This is a genomic window from bacterium (genome assembly GCA_023382385.1).
In the GTDB taxonomy this organism is placed as follows: domain Bacteria; phylum Electryoneota; class RPQS01; order RPQS01; family RPQS01; genus JABWCQ01.
Window position 1 is genome coordinate 151,417 of record JAHDVH010000003.1, and the last position, 21,689, is coordinate 173,105.

The following is a 21,689-nucleotide window of genomic DNA, read 5'->3' on the forward strand; positions in this document are numbered from 1 at the left end:
GTTGCTGTATCTCCTTATGAGGTTGGAACGTTAGTACCGGGGGTCGTTGCCGGTGCCGCCGCTCGGCTGCGCCGCTTGCCGCGATCCGGGTCTCGCGTCACGCATTCCACGGAGAACATCAGACAGTCCTGACCCTCAAGATTCTTGCGCAGAGACTTGTCAAACTTGATCTCATACATGCCCTGTCGAAAATCCGGTGTCGTCTTCAGCAAATCAACGAACCGCGAAATGATGTCAAATTCCTTTTCCGTGGAATCAACTTTCGCGATGCAACTAATCAGTAGCCTGTTATTCTGAAGTTCGAGTCCCGTCATTGACATGCCCTGCGGCAGAATGTCTGCAAGCACTTCCAGACGACGCGCCCACAAGAAGCGCTCCTTCTCCAAGTTCGCGAGAGCCATGACGTCGTCTTTTGAGACGTTCGTGCCTTCGCGCTTTAAGCTGTCCAGCTCAAACTGAATCCTGGCCAGCTTTTGTTCACGAGACTTGATCACGTCATTCATGGCCTCGTTTTGTGCCCAGGTGATCCCACCAAGCACCACGAACACGAGCGCGAGCAGTCCAAGCAGCAGAAAACTGCGCCGTTCCTGGCGCCGTTGCCGCAGGACGAGTTCACCTTCGCCCTTGTTCAGATTGATTGCAAATAGTCTAACCATGCGCCTTTAAGTAGTGCCTTGCGGCGGTTTGCTTAGTAAATCGCCTGTGCTCGCAGTGCGAGACCAACCGCAGCGGCAAATTGAGGAGGATTCTTCACGTTCACGGTGCCGTCCACGACTTCAAACGGGTCGTAAGATTCCACAGGTACGCTGAAACGCTGGGCCAAGAAGTCACACAAATCCTGCGAAGCCGCGCTGCCGCCGAACAGGATGAACTTCATGATTCCGCTCTGTCCCGTCTCCTTCACGTAGTAGCGAATCGAACGGTTGATTTCATCGTATAGCTTTTCAAGTGGCGCCTTGTCAGATAATGCAAGGCTTGCGGCTAACGACGCACTTGTTGCGGTAGACGCCATTGGTTTCAAGTCCTTGGCTGCTATCCCTTGCCGCTTCTTGATCTCCTCTGCCTCCATATAGAGACAGTTCAGACGGTTCATGATGTCTTCGGTGAAACTCCACCCCGCCACCGGAAGGTCGCGGCTGAAGTACATATCCTTGCGACCGAGAATCAGCAGGTTCGTCCGACGCGCGCCGATGTTCAGGAAGCAAACGACGCCCTCATCGGGCAACTCGTGGCGACAGATGTAGGAATTCAAGCACGACAAAGGTTCAAGATCGACCACGCCGGGCTTTAGTTCAAGCTCGCGCAAAACGTCAACATGCGCATCAAACATGCGCTTGGTTGTCACGGCAATCAGCACTCGGAGCTTGTCCACTTCACGCGGATCGTCGCCGATGACCTGATAGTCAACAAGGGACTCGGAGCCATCCAGCGGCAAGTGCTTGCGCGCTTCCTGCGTGATCGCCGAGGCCATTTCGTCATCCGGCATGCTCAAGGTGCGGATTTCCTTGGTGGCCATATTCAGTCCCGAGAGGCACGACCCCAAGTGCGAGACACGCTTGGGCCTGATTCCGGCTTCGCGGAACATTTCCAATACGAGCGGCACGACAGACCCCTTTTTGGGTCCGTCCAAATCATACTTCTCGTTGGCCGCAGTGTAAATATCACGCTGCCAGGCACCAATCACACGATGCCTGTCACCATGCTTCTCGGCAACCACCAATTTGATCGCGGACGAGCCAATATCGAGGCCCACGCGAAGATTAGATTTTAGTCCAAACACGGAAACTCCAAGGCGGGAGAGTAGTTCAAGAAGGTCTCTGCACTAAGTTGTTCAGCAAGTCTGCGGCAGACAATAGCAAGGTGGGCAGGCCGCGGCATGCAAGGCGACCCCGCGGGCAAAGCATGTTAGTTGCTCCGCCCGCGGCGGGTCGAAATTCTTTGGGAACAGATCAATGAGCGTATCTAAGTTCACATCCTAAAGGCCACAGGACCTTTCAGACGTAGAAGCGCGCAGCGAAAAGGCTTAGTTATAACGAACGCGTTTCGGCGGTTCCGTATTAACATCCACCGAAGATTCAGACGCCTGACCCCACTGGACAAGGTTGAACAAGGCACGGCCTTCATCATCCGTCGCGTCAAGGAAACAGGGCGGGCGGCGCGTCTTGAAGCGGTTATCGTAGTGATAAACCTTATTGTAACCGGTGCCGCCGCGATTCGATCTGTGAACGTAACCGCGATTGTACTGAGTAATCGATCCGGTCATCACGATATTGCCGCGCTCGTCCGGCTGACAGGGACAGATGTAGTTGTCACCAATGTCATTCATCTGCTCGAGCTGGAAACTGCCGCGCAGTGCCACAATTGCCGCCGTGATGACGATGTTCTGGCCCTGTGCGCGATTCTCGCGTCCGTTTTCCCACGTGTTCGCGATATAGATCCACTTCTCGCCGACGATTCCGATGATGCTCCCGTTATCTCCCATCGCCGCGGCGGGAAGTGTGCCGTTGATCTGATTCGTGCCCTGAAGCATGATGTTATCAATCAACCGGATGTCTTCCTCGCAACCAATCGTGATTGCGCAGTTCTGTGGAGCCATTTCCCCCTTCAGATCCAGCTTGCCCTTCACGAACACACAAGGCTTCGGGGTGGCCGCGCAGTTTACCTGAATCAGAATCGCGTGGTCATAACTGAACTCCGTGCCTTCTTCGTAGTGATAGAAGTTCGCGGTCGTTCCGTTGATTTCGCAGCGCCATTGATGGCCGGGCACCTCGAGGATCCAGCCCTGCTGGGCCGCACCACTCCGGATCGGGTCAGCAAGTTCCGGCAAGTTCACAGGAGGCGCATTAAAGATCGGCGCACCACCCAAAAACTGCCCGGCGGGATTCGGGGAACCGGGCCGGAAACTCGGTTTTGTCGTGGAAACAATGTCATAGAACACTGGAAGGCCGTACACATTCTGGGTCGCAATCCAGTCATTCGAGTGCGTTCGGCCCCAGAGCGTGTCGCGTCCGAAGAAGCGCACAATATCGCCCGGGAACGTAATCGAGGTTTCGTAGTTCGTAAGGTACATATAATCTACGAAACTTCTGACTTGAATGTAAAGAACCGCTTTGCGCTTGACCTGTCGGACTTCATCGCGCGACACCGGGACTTCAACCACACCGACCGCGGAGATTCGGTACTTGGTCGAATATCCGAAGTTGCTTTGGTCGTTGAGACTGCCAAACACCGGAGCAATCCTGACGTCCTCAAACGTGCCGACCCCGACAATCTCACCGGAGGACTGCTGTGCTTGGACCTCGCTGCCCGGAAGAAAAGCTAACTGTAGCCTGTCCATGTGATTCAGGCCCGATTCAATCACGGCGGTCTGCGCGATGTAGTAAGCCTTCATCGCGGCCTCGGTCTGTTTGATGTCCGTCAGCTCATCGGCTGCCCACTGCATGAAGGCAAGGCCGGTGCCCAGCAATGCAGCCACCAGCGCCATCATGGACATCAGAATGTAACCGCCGTCGCGGCGGCGTGCGGATAGGATTGTGGTCCTGTTCATGATCTGTTCCCTGTTTGATCCTTGAATGGACTAACTCTTACGCGGGTGGCCGGGCAATTGCCGGCGAAGCTCCCGCTCTCTGACTCATGCGAGCCAGAAAGCAAGACCTCTCGCCTTGTCCGATGCTCCGCGTGTGGTCCATTCAATTCCACTGGAACAAACAGCTGTAGGCCGGGTTGCCGCGCCCTGCGGCGCGGCAACCACACGGATTTCATAAACTAAAAGAACACAAGGCAGGTCGGGCTTAGGATCCCGTCAACATGCCCTGAACGAACTCTTGATAGTATCGGTTGTCGTTGATCGACTTTCCGAAATTGAGAGGACTGACACTCGTTTCATAAACACGCTCGCGAATGTAGTCGTCTCCATAGAGGCCGATCCCGTTGGCCGCGCGATATCGATACTGCATGACCAGCTTGATCCGGATAACCGACTGTGCGATCGTACGGCGCTCAACCTCATTGCTCAAGTTCGCCAAGACCGGATCTGTGCTCAACGGAAAATCCAAACTGAATGACTTCACACTCATCTGGTCCCTGCGGTCAAAGGCAGCAAGTTCGTTGTTCCGGGAACGATTACTACCGCGCCAAACGTATTGGCCGGACCGGTTATTCGCCCATTCGGGCTGAGTCCGATTAAACAGAATCCCCTGGTCCGAACGATGCGAGAGCAGAACAAATCCGCCAAGCATGTTGGGGTCATACAGCGCCCAGGTATCCGTAAAATATCCGTCATGGCGGTATGGGAAGTGACCAGATCCGGCATCCATTCCGGCATTGAAACCACCATTCTCACCGACATACTCACCCATCGCAATGCGCCACAGAGGATTGCGGCCCCCGGCCAATTGATAGGCGCCCATGGACCACTGCAGGACATTTATCATTTCTGACATGGCTGCCTGCGCGTACTGGTCCATCTGTCTTTCGGCGTTGGTCACGCGCCACTGCATCGAAAAGTCGCGATACGCCGTCCATCCGCCCAGCAATCCGATGGAACCAATCGCCACAACGACGATTTGCGACATCAGCGTGAATCCGCCAGCTCGAGTCAGGCTGGAGAGTCCTACCTTCCGGAGGACAGAATTGAGTCTACTCATCTTGGCCTCCTTAGCGGGGTAGGGTGAAAGTTGTACTGAGCGTAATTCTTCGGTCAGGACCGAGCATGGCACGGGCCGGAGCACGCGGCATGCCGGCGACTGCCGGTTCCTTCCATTCCGCATGAGCAGTGATCCGCCAGTAATCCGGTGCCATTCTGGTAACCGGATCGTCAACCCATTCCATGGCATCGCGGTAGATGTACGAATAGGTTTCACGCAAGTCTCCGTCGCGATCTGTCGGACTGTCGAGGTTGAATTCCTCTAAATCGTTCGGCGTGCCCCACCAGCCCTGATTGTCCTGATACCAGGCTGAGAATTTCATGCGGGCCATCTCTTCTTCCATAAAACCGCGCAATTTGTACAAAGCGGTCCGGTAGTGCTCTTGTTGAATTAGAGCCTGCCGCCCGTACAAGAGAGAGTAGGATGTACCGACTGCGGTTATGGAGATGATGGTCAGTCCGATGGCAATTGAAAACAGGTCAATTGCGCCTCGTTGCAGCTTACGTAGACGATTGCTCATGTGTGGCCTCATCTGTTTCGTTCCAGTGGTTCAAGGCCTATCCCCCGGATTACTCCGAGAGATTAACCTCGAACAACTTGGAATTCTCTGCCACGTGAGCCGCAGTCTCTCTGCTGATCATGCCCTTATGCAGCAAACGCATAAGGTCCTGATCGAGGCTCTGCATGCCCGATTTGCCGCCCGACTGAATGACGGAGGGAATCTGGTAAATCTTATCTTCGCGAATCAAATTGCGGACAGCCGTAGTCGCAACCATGATTTCAGCGGCGACGACCCGGCCATTCCCGTCTTTTCTCGGAAGCAGTTTTTGTGCCACCACCGCTTCCAAAGACTCGGCAAGCATCGAGCGCACCTGGGTCTTCTGGGCGGCAGGGAAAATGTCAATAATACGATCAATCGTCTTTGCCGCGCTTGAAGTGTGCAGCGTCGCGAATACAAGGTGACCCGTCTCAGCCGCAGTCAGCGCAAGCGATATAGTTTCGAGGTCGCGCATTTCGCCGACCAGAATGACATCCGGGTCTTCACGAAGTGCCGCACGAAGCGCGTTCGCAAAACTGTGTGTATTCGCACCCAGCTCGCGCTGGTTCATCATGCAGTTCTTGGAATCATGGAAGAACTCGACCGGGTCTTCAATCGTGATGATGTGAAGCTCTTTATACTCGTTAATCCAATCCACCATCGTGGCCAGAGTCGTAGTCTTGCCAGACCCAGTCGGACCGGTCAAGAGCACCAAGCCTCGGTCACGATCCGCCAAGTCCCGCATGACTTCCGGCAAACCCAACTCTTCAAATGAGCGGATTTCCGCGGGAATCGTCCGGAATACCGCGCCGTATCCATTAATCTGCTGGAATACGTTGACACGAAAACGGGCGATATCCTCAAGCTTGGCAGAGAAGTCGATTTCCTTCATTTCGAGGAATCGCTCCAACTGCTCACGAGTCAGCACCTGCTGAACGATATTCTCAAGGGTTGCGTGAGCCATACGCGGCAGGTTCAGCTTGCGCATGCGACCATGCACGCGAATCATCGGAATAGATCCGCTGGACAGGTGCAAGTCCGATGCGCCCTGATCCACGGCAAACCGAAGCAGATCAAAGATGTTAATATGCTGTGCCGTTGCTACTTCCGCCACTTCGCTCCTCGCTTCCTGAATCCTGTCTATCGCCCCTAATTCATTACACGGAGCAAGTGCGGAGCAGACTTTGCCGCTCCGCACCACCCCTAATCACTTAGTTCTCGTCGGGTTCCGGCAGGCCGTACCCAAACCAGCGGCCTTCCTTAATCCGGTATCTGACTTCCTTGCCGGCGCCGCCGCGCATTTGGTCGGTCGACGTGGCAATGATTTCATCCGGTGGTGAACCTGTGAAGTTAAAGGTCCACTGAAGTCTTGTTGCCTCCGAGAGATCCAGATACTTCGTATCCTGAAGGTCTTCAACAGCACCCGGCCACTCGCCGCGGTCCTGATAATAGATCTGAGCTGCTTGCCAGATCGAGTTAATTGCGGTCTTGGCATCGCTGGCACGAGCACTGTTCACATATTCAAGGTAGATCGGTACCGAAATCGCGGCGAGAATGGCCACAATGACCACCACGATCAGAATTTCGATAAGGGTAAAACCCTTCTGGTTCTTCCGCCGACGAATGAGTCGGTTCAACATAATACGTCCTCCAATAATGGCTTACCGTTGCAGATTCCCCGTGCCTGAATCCAATCACTTGCACGGTCCTCCATGAACTTAATGACTCCCAACTTACAACGAGAGGCTCAATTAATCAAGTCCTCAGAGGGCCGTTCTGCAATTCAGGTTCCTTGCAACTCAATGACTTAGGGCAACAATTACGCCCGGAATAGTGAGCTGAAGCACCATTTAACTTTAATAATTACAGTATCTGGACGCGCAATCTGCTGTGCAAAGCGTGCAAATGATGCATATTGTGCACTCGGAGATTTCCGTTGGACATTTCTCCTATTTATTTATTCGAGAGTCGAGAGGCACGACTGGATTAGGAGGACTGTCACGAACTTCCCCATGGTGGCGGTATACAAAACCGAAAAGAGGCGGCCACCAGCCGCCTCTTTTCCCAATTCCTCAACGTGTAACTTAGATTTCTGCGCGCCAGCTGTCCTGCAGAGTGGGGTACACAACTGCAATGACAGCAACAGGGATAAGCAAAGCCAGCAACATGAAAGGCTGCTCGGAAAACAAGTTCGTTCCGAGCAATTGGTCAAGCCAGCCCGCACCAAGCGAGAGATCCGAGACTGCGCGATTCCACAAATCGCGTCCCCAAATCAATGCAACGATTGCGATGCCCAGTGCCGGCGCAAGACCCACTATCCAGTCGTAGATGACTGAGCGCTCTTTTACTGTTTCGATTGCCGGATGGGTTCGCCTGAGCACGGCTGATGTGAACCCAGCAGAAGGCGTCAGAGCAGGAAGCGAGCTTAGCGCGTGATCCATACGCTTGACTTGGCGAAAGAGTCGAGCTGCACGGGGATCTGACGCGACCAGAGCATCAAGCTGTTCCGCTTGTGCCGGTGACAATTCGCCCTGCAGCCTTTGGCAAATCAGTTCAATGAGTTGTTCTTGATTCATTCTGTCCATTCCTGCCCCTCCAAACTATCCCCAAACATCTGCTCCCGTAGCCAGGCTTTTCCTCTAAAAAGGTAGCTCTTCACGGTTCCCACAGGCACTTCCATTATTTCGGAAATCTCACTGTATGAGTATTGTTTCAAATAGAAGAGAACAACCGCAGTTCGATGCTTTTCCGGCATCTTTGGAAGTAATCGAAGCATCTGCTCTTTGAGGAGGATCTCTTCGGCATAGGGATTCTCCTCATCCTCACTCACAAACTGCGGACCGCGTTCCACCGCCGGGTCATTAATATCATAGAATTGTGACTTGGAACGCGAAGTCTTGCTCTCTGCAATCGCTAAGTTCAAGGCTATTCTGTATATCCAAGTCGAGAGTTTGCAGTCTCCGCGAAAATTATGCAGACCCTTCCAAACCCGAATGAACACTTCCTGGGCAAGGTCCTCCGCATTCTCCACCTTCCCGGACATGCGGGCAACCAGATTCAGAACCAGTCCTTTGTACTGGTCAACCAATTCACCGAAAGCTCGCTGATCGCCTGACCGGATTCTCTCGATTAATGCGAGATCCTGATCATCTGACTGCGGAGATGACACCCAGTCCCCTGTTTTTAATATCTGAGCCGGTTCTCGTCCAGAATGTTGCAATCAGCTGCTGCAACATTCTCACGCCTGCCTTGCTCATACAAACTGAAAGGGTCCATCCGGGGCCTCCTGCAGATTGGCCAGCATGCAAAAGGGATTTCAGCATCGGCTCAAGTTTAGGAGAAATAAAATGTTAGATGATGTGATTGGCGCGCTCATCGGATTAGTGACGGTTTCAGGAATCCTGCTCCTTGTCCTGATTGTTGTAATCATGGACAACCGAACTCGTCGAATGAGGGTGAAACTGTTGCATGAGGAACGAATGCTGGCCCTCGAAAAGGGCTTGCCTGTGCCGATGGACTATCAGGACGGCATCCGGCAAAAGCGCCGCCCGTACGTCCGAGGGCTGGTCTTCCTGGGGATAGGTATTGCCATGCTGAGTTGGTCGGGCTTTGCTTCTGGTGACGAGGATCTGGCCGGCATGGCAATGGTGCCGACGATGATCGGCATTGCGCTAATTCTTGGGGACTGGCTCAACGAGCGGAAGGCTCAGGCAAAGACGAAAGTCGAGTCAGCCTCGTATGCTGCGGAGCCTGTGAAGTATCCATAGAAGGATAGTCTGTGATGTAGTGCAGTCCCCGGCTCTCTTTGCGAGAGATTGCTGAGCGCACGATTAGGTCGGCCACGAGTACCAGATTGCGGAGTTCAACCAGATCCGAGTTTATGCGGTTTCTGCGATAGAATTCCGCAATTTCTTTTGTCAAGAATTCCAAGCGTGCCTGCGCTCGCTCAAGCCTTTCTGTAGTTCTCACGATTCCCACAAAGTCCCACATCAAGCGGCGGATCTCATCACGATTGTGTTTGATAAGGACGGCCTCGCGCTGGTCATGTGTTCCTTTCGCTGACCATGGGTCGGCGGGAGGAAGATCCTTGCACTCGCTCAACCATTCACTGCAGTCTTCCGAAGCGTTTGCCGCATACACGACCGCCTCCAGAAGGGAATTTGACGCCAAACGGTTTGCGCCGTGCAAACCGGTACTGGCCACTTCTCCGACCGCATACAACCCTTGAACCGTGCTGCGACCGTTCAAATCTGTTTCGACACCGCCGCATTGGTAGTGAGCGGCTGGCACGACCCAAATGGGTACTGCCGTGAAATCGAACCCTTTGCGTTGACAGGTCTTGTCGATATTGGGGAAGCGTGCACGCAATGCGTCTGCATCAAGATGTGTACAATCCAAGAGAACGTATGGATCGCCTCTGCGTTTCAGCTCCGTGTCAATGGCTCGGGCAACGATGTCACGCGGGGCAAGCTCTTCCCGTGCATCATAGTGATGCATGAAGAAATCACCAGACAGAGTCCTCAGACGCGCGCCAAACCCGCGCAGAGCTTCCGTTATCAGGTGATTCTGCCCGGACTGTTCGTGGTCATACATCGTCGTAGGATGGAACTGGAAAAACTCCATATCTGCAACCACCGCGCCAGCCCGATAGGCAGCGGCAACACCGTCTCCCGTCGCAATGGTCGGGTTGGTCGTGTGCTGATAAACCATGCCGGCACCACCTGTTGCCAGCACAACGGCACGAGCACGAATGGGTTCGATTGAGCCGTCCCTGGAATCCAGCACATAGACACCGAAGCACCTAATTCCGTTTAGCGTTTCCGGAGAAGAAGGCCTTGGCGTGACCAGCAAGTCCACCATCACATGATGCTCAAGAATCCGAATCCGCGGATTCTCGCGCACCCGTTTTAGCAGCACACTCTCGATTTCCTGTCCTGTTTTGTCTTTATGGTGCAGGATTCGGGCGCGGCTGTGCCCACCCTCGCGGGCGAGTTCCAATTCGCCGTCTCGCTTCGTGAAGCGGACACCGAGTTCCGCAAGTTCAGCGATCCGGCGCGGCGCTTCACGAACGACCATTTCCACAACTGACAGATCACAGAGTCCCCCTCCCGCTCCCACCGTGTCCTCCACGTGCAGCTGAAAGTCATCGTCACGTGCAGTAACTGCGGCAATTCCTCCTTGAGCCCAGTTCGTCGCAGACTGCGCAGATTTCTTCTTGGTAATCAGTACAATGTCGGCAAAGCGTGCGCATTTCAGGGCCATAGAGAGGCCGGCAATGCCACTGCCAACGATGACGATATCTGTTTTATCTGGGAGTGTGGACACCTGGAGGCAAGAAAATCTGATAGGTATGTTCATGGGATCGTTGTCCCTTGAACAACTGACTACTACGTGGCTAAGTTCTGAAGCCGCTTAGCGAATCAACAGTACTTTTTGTGACGCGTCGAATCGCCCAGCGGCGCGCAGATGGACGATGTAGACTCCCGAGGGGACATGGACTCCCGTATCATCGGTCGCGTCCCATCGAACACGGTAGTTCGCAGGCGCCAACTGAGCACGAACAAGGTTACGGACAGGATGACCAAGGATGTTATAGATCTTCAATTCAACCACTTGACTAAACGGGGCCACGAACTCGATATAGACTTCCTGATTGAACGGATTCGGGTAGATTCTGCGCAAGTCAAAATTATCGGGAGCGACGGCTGGCGTACCGCTGGCTTGCAATCCCACGGGGTATGTTGTCAGACCATTCATGCCGATAGCGTCGATCCGATACGTGTAAGTGACTCCGGCTCGCAGTCCTCTGTCCACGACACTGTATCGTTTTGAGGTGGCAGCGCTGCCACGACCATATAACTCCGGATGGTCAGCATAACTCGCAACGATCCGCTCTGTTTCCGTGTCAGAATCGAATCGCCAAAGTCGGAAGCCAAGCGTATTGAATTCAGACTCCACAATCCAAGTCACCACCAGGGCACTGAATGTCGTATCCGGCCCGACGGAGAAGCTGGACACCTCAACTGGAAGGGCAAAGTCCGGGATGCCAATCGGACAGACCGCACAGAATACCGGATCGCCGCCGCAATCCGCATATGTCCCATCCCGAAACACCAAATTTGCCTGATTTGCCGGATTCGCAGTTCCAGAAAATCTGCCGCCAATGATGACGTATCGCTCTGTATCAGATATTGGGAAGACCAGCGAGTCAAAGATCATGTCTCCCGCGAACCAACTGTCTAATGAGTCGAGCGGTGAGTCGAGGTCGGTTTGAAGAATCGAATCCGCACTCGACCAAAGCACAAACTCACGAGCTATTATGTCCGAAGGCTGCAATCCACCCTCAACAGCCAATCGTAAGCTGCGGAGCGCACTCTCACCTTCCGCTCTAAACGACAGCTGCAGCAGCGGGACATTGCCCGCGCCTGGAATGACCGTGCTGCTAATCGGATTGCCCTGAACGGATACCGCCGAGCCACTCGGGAAGATCAATTCATTGACGGAATGCGAGGCTTCAGCGTTGAGTAAAGCATCACGATAGGCGAAGGTCAATCGATAACGCCCGCGTGAAACCAGCGAACCGGCGTTTTGAACCGAGTCAATGCCCGCGCCCGGCCCGAGAAAACTCGCGTTGAAGAAAACGGACTTTACTTCCCCCGAATCTGAATTGGACAAGTACAGAGTATGTGGCGACAACGGATCGGCAACAGGTCCACCGGTTTGCTCAATGATTAATTTGACCGTTCCCGGCGAGCCTCGCTCGGGCTGGCGAAATGTGACCTCTGTCCCAGTAAATCTAAATGTGTCAAATGAGACCGGAGAAAACATGAAGGGTGCTTCGGTTGCACCGTCATAGGTAGCCGTTCGAGGTGAAGAACCCGCTTCGGGATTGCCGGAAATGTCGCGATAGAAGACGCGAATCACATAGCGAGAGTTGTGCACGAAGGAGTTTCCTCCCTCAACACGCGTCACCGGCGGCCCGCTCAGGTTGAGAGCCTGTGCATTCAAGAACAATCCACGAATTCCCGCTGAATTCAGGTTATCCAAGTAGATGGCATGGGGAGAACCGGGGGCGGGTGGGATTGCTGTGAAGAGCAGGTAGACGCTGCCGGGAAGCGGCTGTTCGGGCAAGTCAAACTCCACCCAGAAGGAACTGTTGTCTACTCCGCCCGGGACGGGTGCGATCAATCTTGGAGGAACCGTCGTCAAGTCCTCGGGCCAAATATACCCGAAGTTTGTCGCGGAGGCGATGGGATTGCCGACACGATCCCTGTATGAGAGTGTGACGTTATAGAGAGTCTGCGAGACTAACGCATCGAACGACCCATTGTTGTTCTCCAGCACGAACGGCCCGCCCGTTCCGATGTTTGATCCGTCCAAGACAAAGTAGTGTTCCTGTGCTGAGTACAGACTTGAGACGAGCGTGATAATGTGCGGGCTTAGGGGATCCGGCACGAGTGATGCGCTGTCCGCGTCAAAGCGCAATTGGACGATGCTGGCTTGTTCCGGCAAACGATATATAACGCGAACTTCCGGTGAAGGAGACTCGGAACCCAGACGAGGTTCAATAAACGTCGGAGATTCCGTCTGTAAGTCGGCAAATAGATTTTGGACTCGCGCAGTATCGGAGCGCGCGCCGTTGTCTCGTCGGTCATAGTACATGCGCAGTTCGAGACGCGAACGATGGTTCAGAGAGTTCGTCCCCGCCAAAGAATCGACTCCAGGCGTTGCCAGCAGATTCAATCCGTTCACAAGCAGCTGTTTTCCCAAGCCGGCCGCAGTATCTGTGAGAAAAAGCCTGTGGAGCAAAAGTCCCCCTGTTTCAGGCGTCTCGCGGATCTCGAGTTGAAGTGTACGGCGACGTGCATCGAGCGGCTGATCATACAACACCAGCATGCTGCGGCTCACTGTGTCGTTCTCGACAGGCTGGTGGATTGTTGGCCGTGAGACGCTCACGGGTTGCACGCGCAGGTATGTCATGTGCTGCGCATCGGGAGTTACCGCAAGTCCATTATACTCTTCCACGTCGATGTGGCTGGCCAACGCTTGAGTATAGTGGATATTCTCTTCATCATCGATGCTGATGACTCCCAGTGCGAACTGCAGCGATCGTATCTGCAATCCAATGACTTCAGGCAATTTGACTCGAAACGAAACGCGTTGCGGTTCCACGCCGGAATTGACTACGAAGCTCGTAGAATCAACAAGCAGGTCTCCTGCCGCCGATGGCGTGCCTGTGGGAACGTTTTGCGAGTAATAGTATACCCTGACCTCGAAACGGGAGCCGCCTTCGATTCCCACGCCATTGATAGTCCAGCCAACAGGCACTTCTACCCCAAGCACTATATGGACATACTCCCCCTGCTCTACGATGGAGTCAAGTGCTGTAGGCTGCCCGGACAGTCCGAAGCTCCGGATGTCGAATTGAGCCTGCGCCTCCTGAGTACCGAGAAGCAAGAATAGCCCGGCAATAATTGCGGCGAAGTTGATTTTTATGTGCTTAGAGATCATCTTATGTAGTGGTAGCAACCCTCGTGCCGGACAAGTCAGATTCGAACCTTAGTATCATGGAGGTAACGGCCCAGCCAAGTCCCAAAATTTGAACGTGCGCCAAGGTGTAAAGTTGCTATATAGACTCTCGAATCATCTCACCCAAGAGTCCAAGATGCTGGCGCGTCTGTACCGGGTCGCAGCCGATGCTGACGCGAATGACTCCCGGCATTTCAAAAAGAGAGCCGGGGAACGCAGTCACTCCCTTCTCTGCAGACAATTTCGCGATGAACGCAAGGTCGTCAGCCTTTCCCGGAAGTTTCAAACAGGCATTCACTCCACCGCTCGGCGGAATCAGCTCAGCGGATGGAACGCTTCTCAAGAAGCTCGTTAACAATGACATTTGCCCGCAAGATGTCTGTCTGCGCTGGCGAAACCAGTTAAGTGCAGTGTCGCTCCGCAGAATCTGGTCGGCCAAGTCTTCTGTGATAAAGGGTTGCATAACCCCCATCAAGTTGTTCAAGTGATAGGCACGTCTGATGACTTCCGCCGGACCAACCGCCCAGCCGACTCGCAACGGATCCAGCCCCCACGCCTTGTCAAGACTGTTTATCGAAATTGCACCGTATGTGAAGCCATGTGTACGGAATTCCTCACGAGTGAAGGACAAGTAGACTTCATCTATCACGAGTTGGGCACCGACATTCCTACATGCAGCAGCCAAGTCTTGCACCAACTGTGAATCCATCTCACGCTGCGTCGGATTGTGCAGATTCGTCAGCCAGATAAGCTTGACGTCCTTTGAAAGCAAACGGCGAAGCTCGGAAACGTCTGGGAGAAAGCTCGTCTCTGCACGGCGAGGAATGCGAATAACCTTGTCCGCAAGCATTTCAATCCCGCGCAGCACAGGTTCATAGACCGGAGTCTCAACGATCGCAGTGCCGCCAAATTCAAGAAGTGCGCCTGCTATCAAGTAATTAGCTTGAGAAGCACCCTGCGCAATCAGCACTTCTTCTGAGGAGGCGTCGTATAGCTGTGCCAAACGCGAGCGTAAACCCGGATGGCCGTAGGGTCCGCCGTCACCGGTGATGCGAGGCACAAACGGTCCGCCCGGGATTTCGCCAAGTGAACCCACCAGCGGAACGGCGCTCCTTGCCAACGATGGTCCTTGTCCCGAATGAGCACCCTTCGCCCACTCCATCAAGCGCGAACTGTTCCACAAAGGTGTCATCGTCGAAGTCGGCTCCAGATTGTGCTATTTCAAAAGTATAAGTGGCATGGAGACGAGGTCATCGTGTAAGACCAATGACAAGTAGTAGCGTCCGGTCGCAAGCCGGGAAGCATCTATCAACGTGCTTGACTGAATTGGTGAGACGCGCCAATTTCCAACGAGCCGTCCGGTAATGTCGATTAGCCTAAGTTCACCGTCAATTGCCGTTGCACCTTGCCATTCGATTCGCGTGAAAGAATTGAACGGATTAGGGTACGCACGAAGCGCTATTGAGGATGGGATCACGACTTCTGGCGAACCCAGCGAGCTGTCCCGCACATACATTGCTCGGATGAACAAGTTACATCCCCGCCAACTCTCGGCAAGGAATCTGAAGCGACCGTCTCGCCATTCGCTCGCGAAACTCGTCTCCGGACTGCCGCGATCTGCGAGAATTGCCAGTGAATCGCCGGGCGACGGACTTTGGAGAGAGTATCCAAGATGGAACTCCTGTCCGGCATTGAATCTCAAGTCTTCAGAGGTCAAGTCTACTTGAAACCAGGGGACGTTGGAGTTTTCCCAGCTTGAGTCAAGGTGGAAGTAGCTCACCACAGGACTAGTTAAGTAGAGGACGGCCAATTCCACCTGTGGGTCCGGCAATCCTTCAGCTGTCGTCCCCCAAACATGAATCGTGGGTTGCGGGGATCCTGTCGTGAACTGACCCTCTCTGCCGCCGAAACAGAACAGCGCACCCACCAATTGACCACTCTCCTGGACGGCAAAACGCTGATTTCGCAGATCGTTTCCGAATGCGTCCGGATACCGAAAGACATAAAACGGGTCTGACCGATCCCTGGCGAGGGTGTCAGGAGTCTGAGCATAGGCAAAAGAAACCAGCATCAAAAGCAGGAAAAACGGGAGCATAGCGTTGCAAGGTAATGGGAAAGCGGGAGATAATCAAGGGCTTTGAGGCACTTAAGTCGTCCGGAGGACAAGCTTGAGGGTTGACAATTCTCGTAAATTGCCCTATCTTTCAAAGCAAAAATTATACCCCAACTCTATACGGTCTTGAATCAACGCTTGAAAAACAACGTTCTGGCTTTCCGGCCTGAACTTCCGACCGAGTTGCACGACAAAATCGCACGAATCAAACTCCTTTTGGTCGATGTGGACGGTGTGCTAACGGACGGGACAATATCTTTTGGGGACGACTTGCTGGAGGCAAAAGGTTTCTCGACAAAGGATGGCCTCATTCTTGGCAGGATCCGAAAGTTCGGGTTGCTGACTGGTGCCATTTCAGGCCGTAGTTCGACGGCCACGGAAGCTCGTCTGTCGGCTCTTAGGTTTGACGAAATCCGGTTAGGGTTTCTGGCAAAGTGGCCGGTCGCGCACGAGATCATCGGGAAACACGGTCTCAAACCAGAACAAATGGCGTTTATTGGTGACGATTTAGTGGATTGGCCTGTGATGGCTCGCTGTGGTTTGTCGGTCGCACCCTGTGACGCCCATCCTGCCATCATCAACGGTGTGGACTTGGTACTTAACAGTTGCGGCGGGCAGGGTTGCGTCCGCGAGTTCCTTGATTTGTGGCTATGGTCCACCGGCCAGTGGGAGGCATTTGTGAACAGTTTCGACGAAGGTGGCGATGAGTGATCATCCGACAATAGCTGATGCCTTGAATGCCGCCCGCAGGCTGCTGGACATCGAGGCTCGCTCTGTCCTGGAACTCAAACCGAGGGTTAACGGTGAATTTCAGCGCGCAGTTGAATTGCTCTTGGGGATAAGAGGAAGAGTTGTCGTGACAGGAGTCGGCAAGAGCGGGCATATCGGCAGGAAGATCTCCTCTACCCTCGCGTCCACTGGCACTCCGTCTGCCTATCTTCACCCTGTGGAAGCCGCACACGGAGATCTCGGTATGGTTACTCGCGATGACGCAGCAATCATCATCTCCAAAAGCGGCGACACAGAGGAACTGTGGGCAGTACTCCCTTATCTCAAGTTGATTGGTATACCTGTGATCGGTCTCCTTGGCCACACCCGCGGAGCTTTGGCAGACAAGTGCGACGTCGTGCTCGATACGGGGGTCGCCGAAGAAGGCTGTCCGATGAATCTTGCGCCGACCGCTTCGACAACAGCCTCTTTAGCCATGGGTGATGCACTCGCCGTAGCGCTGCTGACTGCAAAGGGATTCACTGCAGAGGACTTCGCTTACCTGCATCCAGGCGGGACTCTCGGGCGGCGGTTACTGCTAAGGGTTGAAGATGTCATGCATACCGGGGAGAATGTCCCAACGGTTCGCGTTGATGACGACTTAAAGACCGCTGTGCTTTGCATGTCAAAACGCAGATTGGGTGCTGTATGTGTTGTCAATGATGGAGGGCGTCTGGAAGGGATTTTTACCGATGGAGATTTGCGGCGCGCATGGCAACAGGACATTGATCTGACAAGGATCCGCATCGGCGAAATTGCTACTCGCAATCCCAAGACAATCTTGCAGGATGAGCTGGTGACAAGAGCCGTCAATCAGATGGAGCGGCACAACATAATGGTACTGCCGGTCGTGAACCGCGACGGAGCCCTTGCGGGTATCGTACACATGCACGATCTGCTCAAGTCTGGAATCGGCCGGCCGTGAAGTTTGTATTGCCAATAGTATTGCTGGCGATCATTATAGGGTGCAGCACTTCGCAACCACCACCGGAGACCGCCGCTGAAGAGGAATTTCCGGAGCAAGAGCTGTTCGGCGCAAAGATCTCGTTCTATACGGATGACAGATTGGCGACTTTGATCGAGGCGGGGCATGTGCTCCAATATGACAAGCAGAATCTCATCATTCTAGACAGCGGTGTCGTCGCGGATTTCTTTGACGAACTGGGTAGACAAAGGACTCGCATCTGGGCTGACTCGGGAACAGCGACAGAAACTACCCGGAACCTGAACGCCTTCGGGAACGTGGTTGCACGCTCGGACAGCGGAGAGCAGCTTGAAACAGACTGGCTTCGTTATGACCATGCTCAAGGGATGATCTACGCAGACGGGCGAGTGAAGATATCGACACCTACGGACACGATCTATGGGACGGGATTTCGTGCGGATAAGAATCTGCGCAATTGGACAGTAGACCGTCCGACTGGCCGCACATTGCGCGATCGACCGGCCCGTACTGCGACTGAGTCCTCAGTCCAAGACACGCCACTCCCGTGAATCGCTGTTTTGTCATCGCCTGTCTGTTCGTCGTTGTGACGTCTGCGCAAGGTCAGCGCGAAGCAGTTGAGCTTCGGCGGGCGGACGAGTTGCGCTACGGAGAAGTTAATGGCGCGAAGTATCAAGAGCTGACGGGAAATGTCGAAATCGGGAAGGATAGTTTGAGCATCACTTGCGAGAAAGCTATCTACTTTCCAGACTCAGGCAAGCTTGACTTTCGAGAAGACGTCATCGTGAATGACGGACATCGCAAGATGTTCGCCTCAGAAGTCACATACTTTGATTGGCTTGAAGAGGTTCATGCCAAGGGTGGAGTGCGCATCTATCAGGACTCCATCAGAATTCACTGTGACCGGGCAGTCTATCGCGAGCGGCTCGGCAACGGATATCTGTATGACAACGTGCGCGTACGGTACGATTCCCGGGATGTCACATTGACCGGAGGGCTTGGCTACTTTGATCACAAGAGCGAGGCTGCGTGGATGACTCGCAGTCCGGTTCTCATTCGTAGAGACAGCACGGGTAACGCATTCACAGAGATAGTTGGTGACACAATAGCTTACTTAGATGCAGAAGGTCTGGCGACGGCTCGCGGGTCCGTCAAGATTGTGCGGGACAGCTTGACAGCCTTCGGAGATCTCTTGACTTTTGTCACCGACTCTTCCTACGCCGTATTGACAGGTAAACCACTGGCTGTTTCGAGTGCCGATAGCATTCTCGGCGACAGTATGCGGCTCTATTTCGATGGCGAAGCGCTCGAACGTGTCGAAGTTCATGGACATGCTATCGCTTCGAGTCCCTCTGACAGCTTGCCAAGTTCGCCGAGACAGGTATTGACAGGACAAAGCATGACTCTGTGGATCGAGGAAGGACTGCTTTCGCGTGCCTTAATTGAAGGAACCGCGACTGCAAATTACTTTGTTCGGGACGAGCAGGGCGACCAAGGACTGAATGTAACCTCAGGTGACCGCCTTGCCATTAGGTTTAGCAACCGGAAGATTTCACACATCCGCGTCGAAGGCGGCACGAAGGGAAAGTATACGCCTGAGTCGCTGGTCAACGCAAAGTTCAAGTAACCACACGGAGCAATTCGTGACCGCAAAGCCTGCCAAGGCGGTTCCCGCCCCACATGTTGTGAAGAAGCCTATGCCGCACTGGCTGCCCGATGTCCTCGGTGTGCTGGTGCTCTATATCGCTGTTGTCGGCCTGTTTCACGAGATTGTCCTTAGCAATAAAGTGTTCTCGGCAGGTGATGACACAGTGGCATCGATGTCCTGGAACACTTTTGCAATTCAGGAGGCTGAAAAAGGCAAATATCCGCTCTGGTGTCCGGAAATCTACGGCGGATTCCCCTCTTTTGCGGCGGGCGCATACTCCAATTTCGAACATGTCGAAGCGCCATACGCATTCGCATATCGCTGGGCTAATCCGCGCTATTGGGCGGATATGTTCACGAATTACGTCTTGCTGCTGGGGAATTACTCCGGCCCAAATCGAGGTGAAAAGTGGCTCGTCGCCTTGATGCTCTATGCGGGTCTGCTCGTCTTTTATGTCGTGCGAAGGCTCAAGTTCGCGGTGCCTATTGCAGTGCTCTGCGGACTTGTGCTCGCATGGAATCCCTATTTCATCTCGCTAATCACTGCATCTCACGGCGGTAAACTTGCTACCTTCATGTACATCCCGATTCTGATGTTTCTGAGTTGGCAAATTTTCGAGAAGCGAAGACTGCTTGACTTAGCGCTGTTTGCCATGGTCTTTGGGTGGCAGATTCAGCACGGGGGACATACGCAGGTTCTATTCTACAGCGGGGTTTCGGTGGGAATACTCTTCATCACTTGGGCGATTCACGAAATCCGCTCGGGAGGAGTTTTGTCTGCACTAACGGCCGGCGGACAGTTGGCAGTCGCGGTGGTGCTGGCCGTATGCGTCGGATCTCTTTGGTACATCCCTTTGCTGGAGTACGTGGAGTACTCAATACGTGGAGTGGGTCCCGCGATTGGCACCGCAGGCCAAAGCGGTTACACAATGGACGACGCGACGGCATGGAGCATGGCCCCATCGGAGTTGATTACATTCGTCTTTCCATCATGGTACGGGCTGAAGTCCCCAACCTACTGGGGGGACATGCTCTTCACATCATCGAGTTTCTATTTCGGCATTGTGCCTCTGTTGCTCGCGATTCTCGCGTTGTTTGGCAAGAAATCGCGCTTCATCTGGGCTTTGATCAGCCTATCCGTATTTTCAATCCTGCTTTCCTTTGGCAAGCACTTTGAGAGCTTCTACTCAATCTTCTTCAACTATGTTCCATTCTTCGACAAGTTCCGGACACCGTCACTGATCCTCCTATTGGTTATGATGTGTGCTGCAATCCTCGCAGCGTTTGGTTTCCGCAAACTCGAAGAGCAGCAAGACAACGAGAAGTGGAAGAAGACGTTCCGCTACGTTCTAATTGGCTGTGCCGTGCTGTTGGTCATCTCGCTTGTGGGCGGCGAAGGCTTGGCAAAAGGTCTGGCAAGTCTAACTAAGGACGGAGAAGCACAGCGCTATCAGCCGCAGCAGATAACCATGCTGGTGAACGAGCGCGCCTCTATGCTTGCTGGTGATCTCACGTGGCGTCTGTTACTTTTGACGTTGGCCACTGCGGCCATTTACTTATTCATGCTCAAGAAACTTGCAAAGTCAGCTCTGATCGGCGGACTGCTGTTGCTGACCGCGATTGACCTTGGAAGTTTTGCGGGAGAGTTTTTTGATCCTCAGCCAAAAGCGCAACAGGCCGCACTATTGCAGACAAACCGCGTCGTGCAACAGCTTCAGCAGGACAAAGAACTCTTCAGGGTCTTTCCAGCTGGACGGCTGAATCAGGACAATCGGTGGGCGGCATGGGGAGTTGAATCTCTGGGCGGCTATCACGGCGCGAAGATGCGGAGTTGGCAGGACATGGCCGACTATTTGTTCTATAACGGCACGAATCGTTCCTTCCCGCTCAATCTCGAGTTGTTTGCATCGCTTAATTGTAAGTACATTATTGCCGAGGGCCTCTTACCGCCCGAGTTTGGGTTGCAATTGGCTTATGAGGATGGTAGTGCTAAGATGGCTGCTTACCGCCTGCCCAATGCTAAGGAACGCGCCTATTTCATTGACTCGGTGCTCGTGATTCCTGACAGGCGGAACGCATTTGAAACGATGCGGCGCCCGGGCTTCCCATTCACTCAAATTGCTGTGATTAACAATGACTTGCCGGGACGTTTGGGCAGCGATCCCACGTCTGAAGTCAGAATACTAAAGCATGAAGCACACCGCGTGGAAATTGAAACGCGCCGAAACGAACCCGGCCTGCTTGTCCTTGCAGATGCATACTATGAGCCAGAGTGGGTTGCCAAGGTGGACGGGAAACAGGAGAAGATATTTCTGGTGAACGGGTTTACTCGAGGGCTTTACCTGACTGCAGGTCAACATCAGGTCGTCTTCGAATACGCGGGAAATCGCGAGAGACTGGGCGTCAATGTAGCGACAGTCTCTCACTTCGTTGTGCTCCTGCTGGTTGGTGCAGGATTCTGGCTTGCGCGACGCCGTAAAACGGAGATCGTGGATTGAACGATTC

19 protein-coding genes are annotated in these 21,689 nt (G+C 53.8%); 6 read left to right on the plus strand and 13 right to left on the minus strand.

Annotated features, from left to right (window positions below):
• Nucleotides 1-14: 14 nt before the first annotated feature.
• The 9 genes from KJZ99_08920 to KJZ99_08960 all read right to left on the minus strand — a co-directional run bounded on the left by KJZ99_08920 (nt 15) and on the right by KJZ99_08960 (nt 8,353).
• Nucleotides 15-656 carry a hypothetical protein gene (locus tag KJZ99_08920; GenBank protein MCL4306022.1) on the minus strand — a complete coding sequence of 214 codons (642 nt, stop codon included), beginning with the start codon at nt 654-656 and terminating at the stop codon, nt 15-17.
• A gap of 32 nt (nt 657-688) precedes the next feature.
• Nucleotides 689-1,780, minus strand: coding sequence for a type IV pilus assembly protein PilM (pilM, locus tag KJZ99_08925; GenBank protein ID MCL4306023.1), 1,092 nt, complete (start codon nt 1,778-1,780; stop codon nt 689-691).
• 243 nt (nt 1,781-2,023) lie between these two features.
• Nucleotides 2,024-3,547, minus strand: coding sequence for a hypothetical protein (locus KJZ99_08930; protein MCL4306024.1), 1,524 nt, complete (start codon nt 3,545-3,547; stop codon nt 2,024-2,026).
• A gap of 244 nt (nt 3,548-3,791) precedes the next feature.
• The gene (locus KJZ99_08935; GenBank protein ID MCL4306025.1) at nt 3,792-4,646 is read right to left on the minus strand and encodes a hypothetical protein; all 855 of its coding nucleotides are present in this window, start codon (nt 4,644-4,646) and stop codon (nt 3,792-3,794) included.
• A gap of 10 nt (nt 4,647-4,656) precedes the next feature.
• On the minus strand, nt 4,657-5,166 hold the full coding sequence (locus tag KJZ99_08940) for a hypothetical protein (GenBank protein MCL4306026.1): 510 nt from the start codon (nt 5,164-5,166) through the stop codon (nt 4,657-4,659).
• Between the two features lie 49 nt (nt 5,167-5,215).
• The gene (locus KJZ99_08945; GenBank protein MCL4306027.1) at nt 5,216-6,271 is read right to left on the minus strand and encodes a type IV pilus twitching motility protein PilT; all 1,056 of its coding nucleotides are present in this window, start codon (nt 6,269-6,271) and stop codon (nt 5,216-5,218) included.
• Nucleotides 6,272-6,395: 124 nt separating this feature from the next.
• A complete protein-coding gene (locus KJZ99_08950; GenBank protein ID MCL4306028.1) occupies nt 6,396-6,824 on the minus strand; it encodes a prepilin-type N-terminal cleavage/methylation domain-containing protein in 429 nt (142 codons plus the stop codon).
• 444 nt (nt 6,825-7,268) lie between these two features.
• A complete protein-coding gene (locus KJZ99_08955) occupies nt 7,269-7,760 on the minus strand; it encodes a hypothetical protein (GenBank protein ID MCL4306029.1) in 492 nt (163 codons plus the stop codon).
• Nucleotides 7,757-8,353, minus strand: a complete 597-nt coding sequence (locus tag KJZ99_08960; GenBank protein ID MCL4306030.1) for a sigma-70 family RNA polymerase sigma factor — start codon at nt 8,351-8,353, stop codon at nt 7,757-7,759. Before KJZ99_08960 ends, KJZ99_08955 begins: the two co-directional genes overlap by 4 nt.
• A gap of 178 nt (nt 8,354-8,531) precedes the next feature.
• On the opposite strand from KJZ99_08960, the gene KJZ99_08965 reads away from it, so the two are divergent.
• Nucleotides 8,532-8,951, plus strand: coding sequence for a hypothetical protein (locus KJZ99_08965; protein ID MCL4306031.1), 420 nt, complete (start codon nt 8,532-8,534; stop codon nt 8,949-8,951).
• Here the strand turns inward: KJZ99_08965 and nadB are convergent.
• The 4 genes from nadB to KJZ99_08985 all read right to left on the minus strand — a co-directional run bounded on the left by nadB (nt 8,875) and on the right by KJZ99_08985 (nt 15,808).
• The gene (gene nadB, locus KJZ99_08970) at nt 8,875-10,542 is read right to left on the minus strand and encodes an L-aspartate oxidase (GenBank protein MCL4306032.1); all 1,668 of its coding nucleotides are present in this window, start codon (nt 10,540-10,542) and stop codon (nt 8,875-8,877) included. The two genes, KJZ99_08965 and nadB, sit on opposite strands and share 77 nt — an antisense overlap.
• A 54-nt stretch (nt 10,543-10,596) precedes the next feature.
• Nucleotides 10,597-13,695, minus strand: a complete 3,099-nt coding sequence (locus tag KJZ99_08975; protein MCL4306033.1) for a T9SS type A sorting domain-containing protein — start codon at nt 13,693-13,695, stop codon at nt 10,597-10,599.
• A 115-nt stretch (nt 13,696-13,810) separates the two neighbouring features.
• Complete coding sequence (locus tag KJZ99_08980) at nt 13,811-14,905, minus strand: pyridoxal phosphate-dependent aminotransferase (protein MCL4306034.1); 1,095 nt, start codon at nt 14,903-14,905, stop codon at nt 13,811-13,813.
• A gap of 24 nt (nt 14,906-14,929) precedes the next feature.
• A complete protein-coding gene (locus tag KJZ99_08985; protein MCL4306035.1) occupies nt 14,930-15,808 on the minus strand; it encodes a T9SS type A sorting domain-containing protein in 879 nt (292 codons plus the stop codon).
• 156 nt (nt 15,809-15,964) lie between these two features.
• On the opposite strand from KJZ99_08985, the gene KJZ99_08990 reads away from it, so the two are divergent.
• From KJZ99_08990 to KJZ99_09010, 5 genes are read left to right on the plus strand one after another with little or no spacing between them, the layout of a single operon-like run.
• The gene (locus tag KJZ99_08990) at nt 15,965-16,537 is read left to right on the plus strand and encodes a hypothetical protein (GenBank protein ID MCL4306036.1); all 573 of its coding nucleotides are present in this window, start codon (nt 15,965-15,967) and stop codon (nt 16,535-16,537) included.
• Nucleotides 16,530-17,519, plus strand: a complete 990-nt coding sequence (locus tag KJZ99_08995) for a KpsF/GutQ family sugar-phosphate isomerase (protein ID MCL4306037.1) — start codon at nt 16,530-16,532, stop codon at nt 17,517-17,519. Before KJZ99_08990 ends, KJZ99_08995 begins: the two co-directional genes overlap by 8 nt.
• 8 nt (nt 17,520-17,527) lie before the next feature.
• Nucleotides 17,528-18,088: an LPS export ABC transporter periplasmic protein LptC gene (lptC, locus tag KJZ99_09000; GenBank protein MCL4306038.1), complete on the plus strand. Its 561-nt coding sequence runs from the start codon at nt 17,528-17,530 to the stop codon at nt 18,086-18,088.
• Complete coding sequence (locus KJZ99_09005; GenBank protein ID MCL4306039.1) at nt 18,085-19,164, plus strand: hypothetical protein; 1,080 nt, start codon at nt 18,085-18,087, stop codon at nt 19,162-19,164. Before lptC ends, KJZ99_09005 begins: the two co-directional genes overlap by 4 nt.
• A gap of 16 nt (nt 19,165-19,180) precedes the next feature.
• Nucleotides 19,181-21,682, plus strand: coding sequence for a hypothetical protein (locus KJZ99_09010; GenBank protein MCL4306040.1), 2,502 nt, complete (start codon nt 19,181-19,183; stop codon nt 21,680-21,682).
• The last annotated feature ends 7 nt before the right edge of the window (nt 21,683-21,689 follow it).

Bases quoted from the DNA above. Each gene is read 5' to 3' on its own strand.
- KJZ99_08955 (MCL4306029.1), bottom strand. From the start codon at position 7,760: ATGAATCAAGAACAACTCATTGAACTGATTTGCCAAAGGCTGCAGGGC.
- KJZ99_08975 (MCL4306033.1), bottom strand. From the start codon at position 13,695: ATGATCTCTAAGCACATAAAAATCAACTTCGCCGCAATTATTGCCGGG.
- KJZ99_08985 (MCL4306035.1), bottom strand. From the start codon at position 15,808: ATGCTCCCGTTTTTCCTGCTTTTGATGCTGGTTTCTTTTGCCTATGCT.
- KJZ99_08995 (MCL4306037.1), top strand. From the start codon at position 16,530: ATGAGTGATCATCCGACAATAGCTGATGCCTTGAATGCCGCCCGCAGG.
- nadB (MCL4306032.1), bottom strand. From the start codon at position 10,542: ATGAACATACCTATCAGATTTTCTTGCCTCCAGGTGTCCACACTCCCA.
- KJZ99_08965 (MCL4306031.1), top strand. From the start codon at position 8,532: ATGTTAGATGATGTGATTGGCGCGCTCATCGGATTAGTGACGGTTTCA.
- KJZ99_08930 (MCL4306024.1), bottom strand. From the start codon at position 3,547: ATGAACAGGACCACAATCCTATCCGCACGCCGCCGCGACGGCGGTTAC.
- KJZ99_08950 (MCL4306028.1), bottom strand. From the start codon at position 6,824: ATGTTGAACCGACTCATTCGTCGGCGGAAGAACCAGAAGGGTTTTACC.
- KJZ99_08980 (MCL4306034.1), bottom strand. From the start codon at position 14,905: ATGACACCTTTGTGGAACAGTTCGCGCTTGATGGAGTGGGCGAAGGGT.
- KJZ99_08935 (MCL4306025.1), bottom strand. From the start codon at position 4,646: ATGAGTAGACTCAATTCTGTCCTCCGGAAGGTAGGACTCTCCAGCCTG.
- KJZ99_08940 (MCL4306026.1), bottom strand. From the start codon at position 5,166: ATGAGCAATCGTCTACGTAAGCTGCAACGAGGCGCAATTGACCTGTTT.
- KJZ99_08920 (MCL4306022.1), bottom strand. From the start codon at position 656: ATGGTTAGACTATTTGCAATCAATCTGAACAAGGGCGAAGGTGAACTC.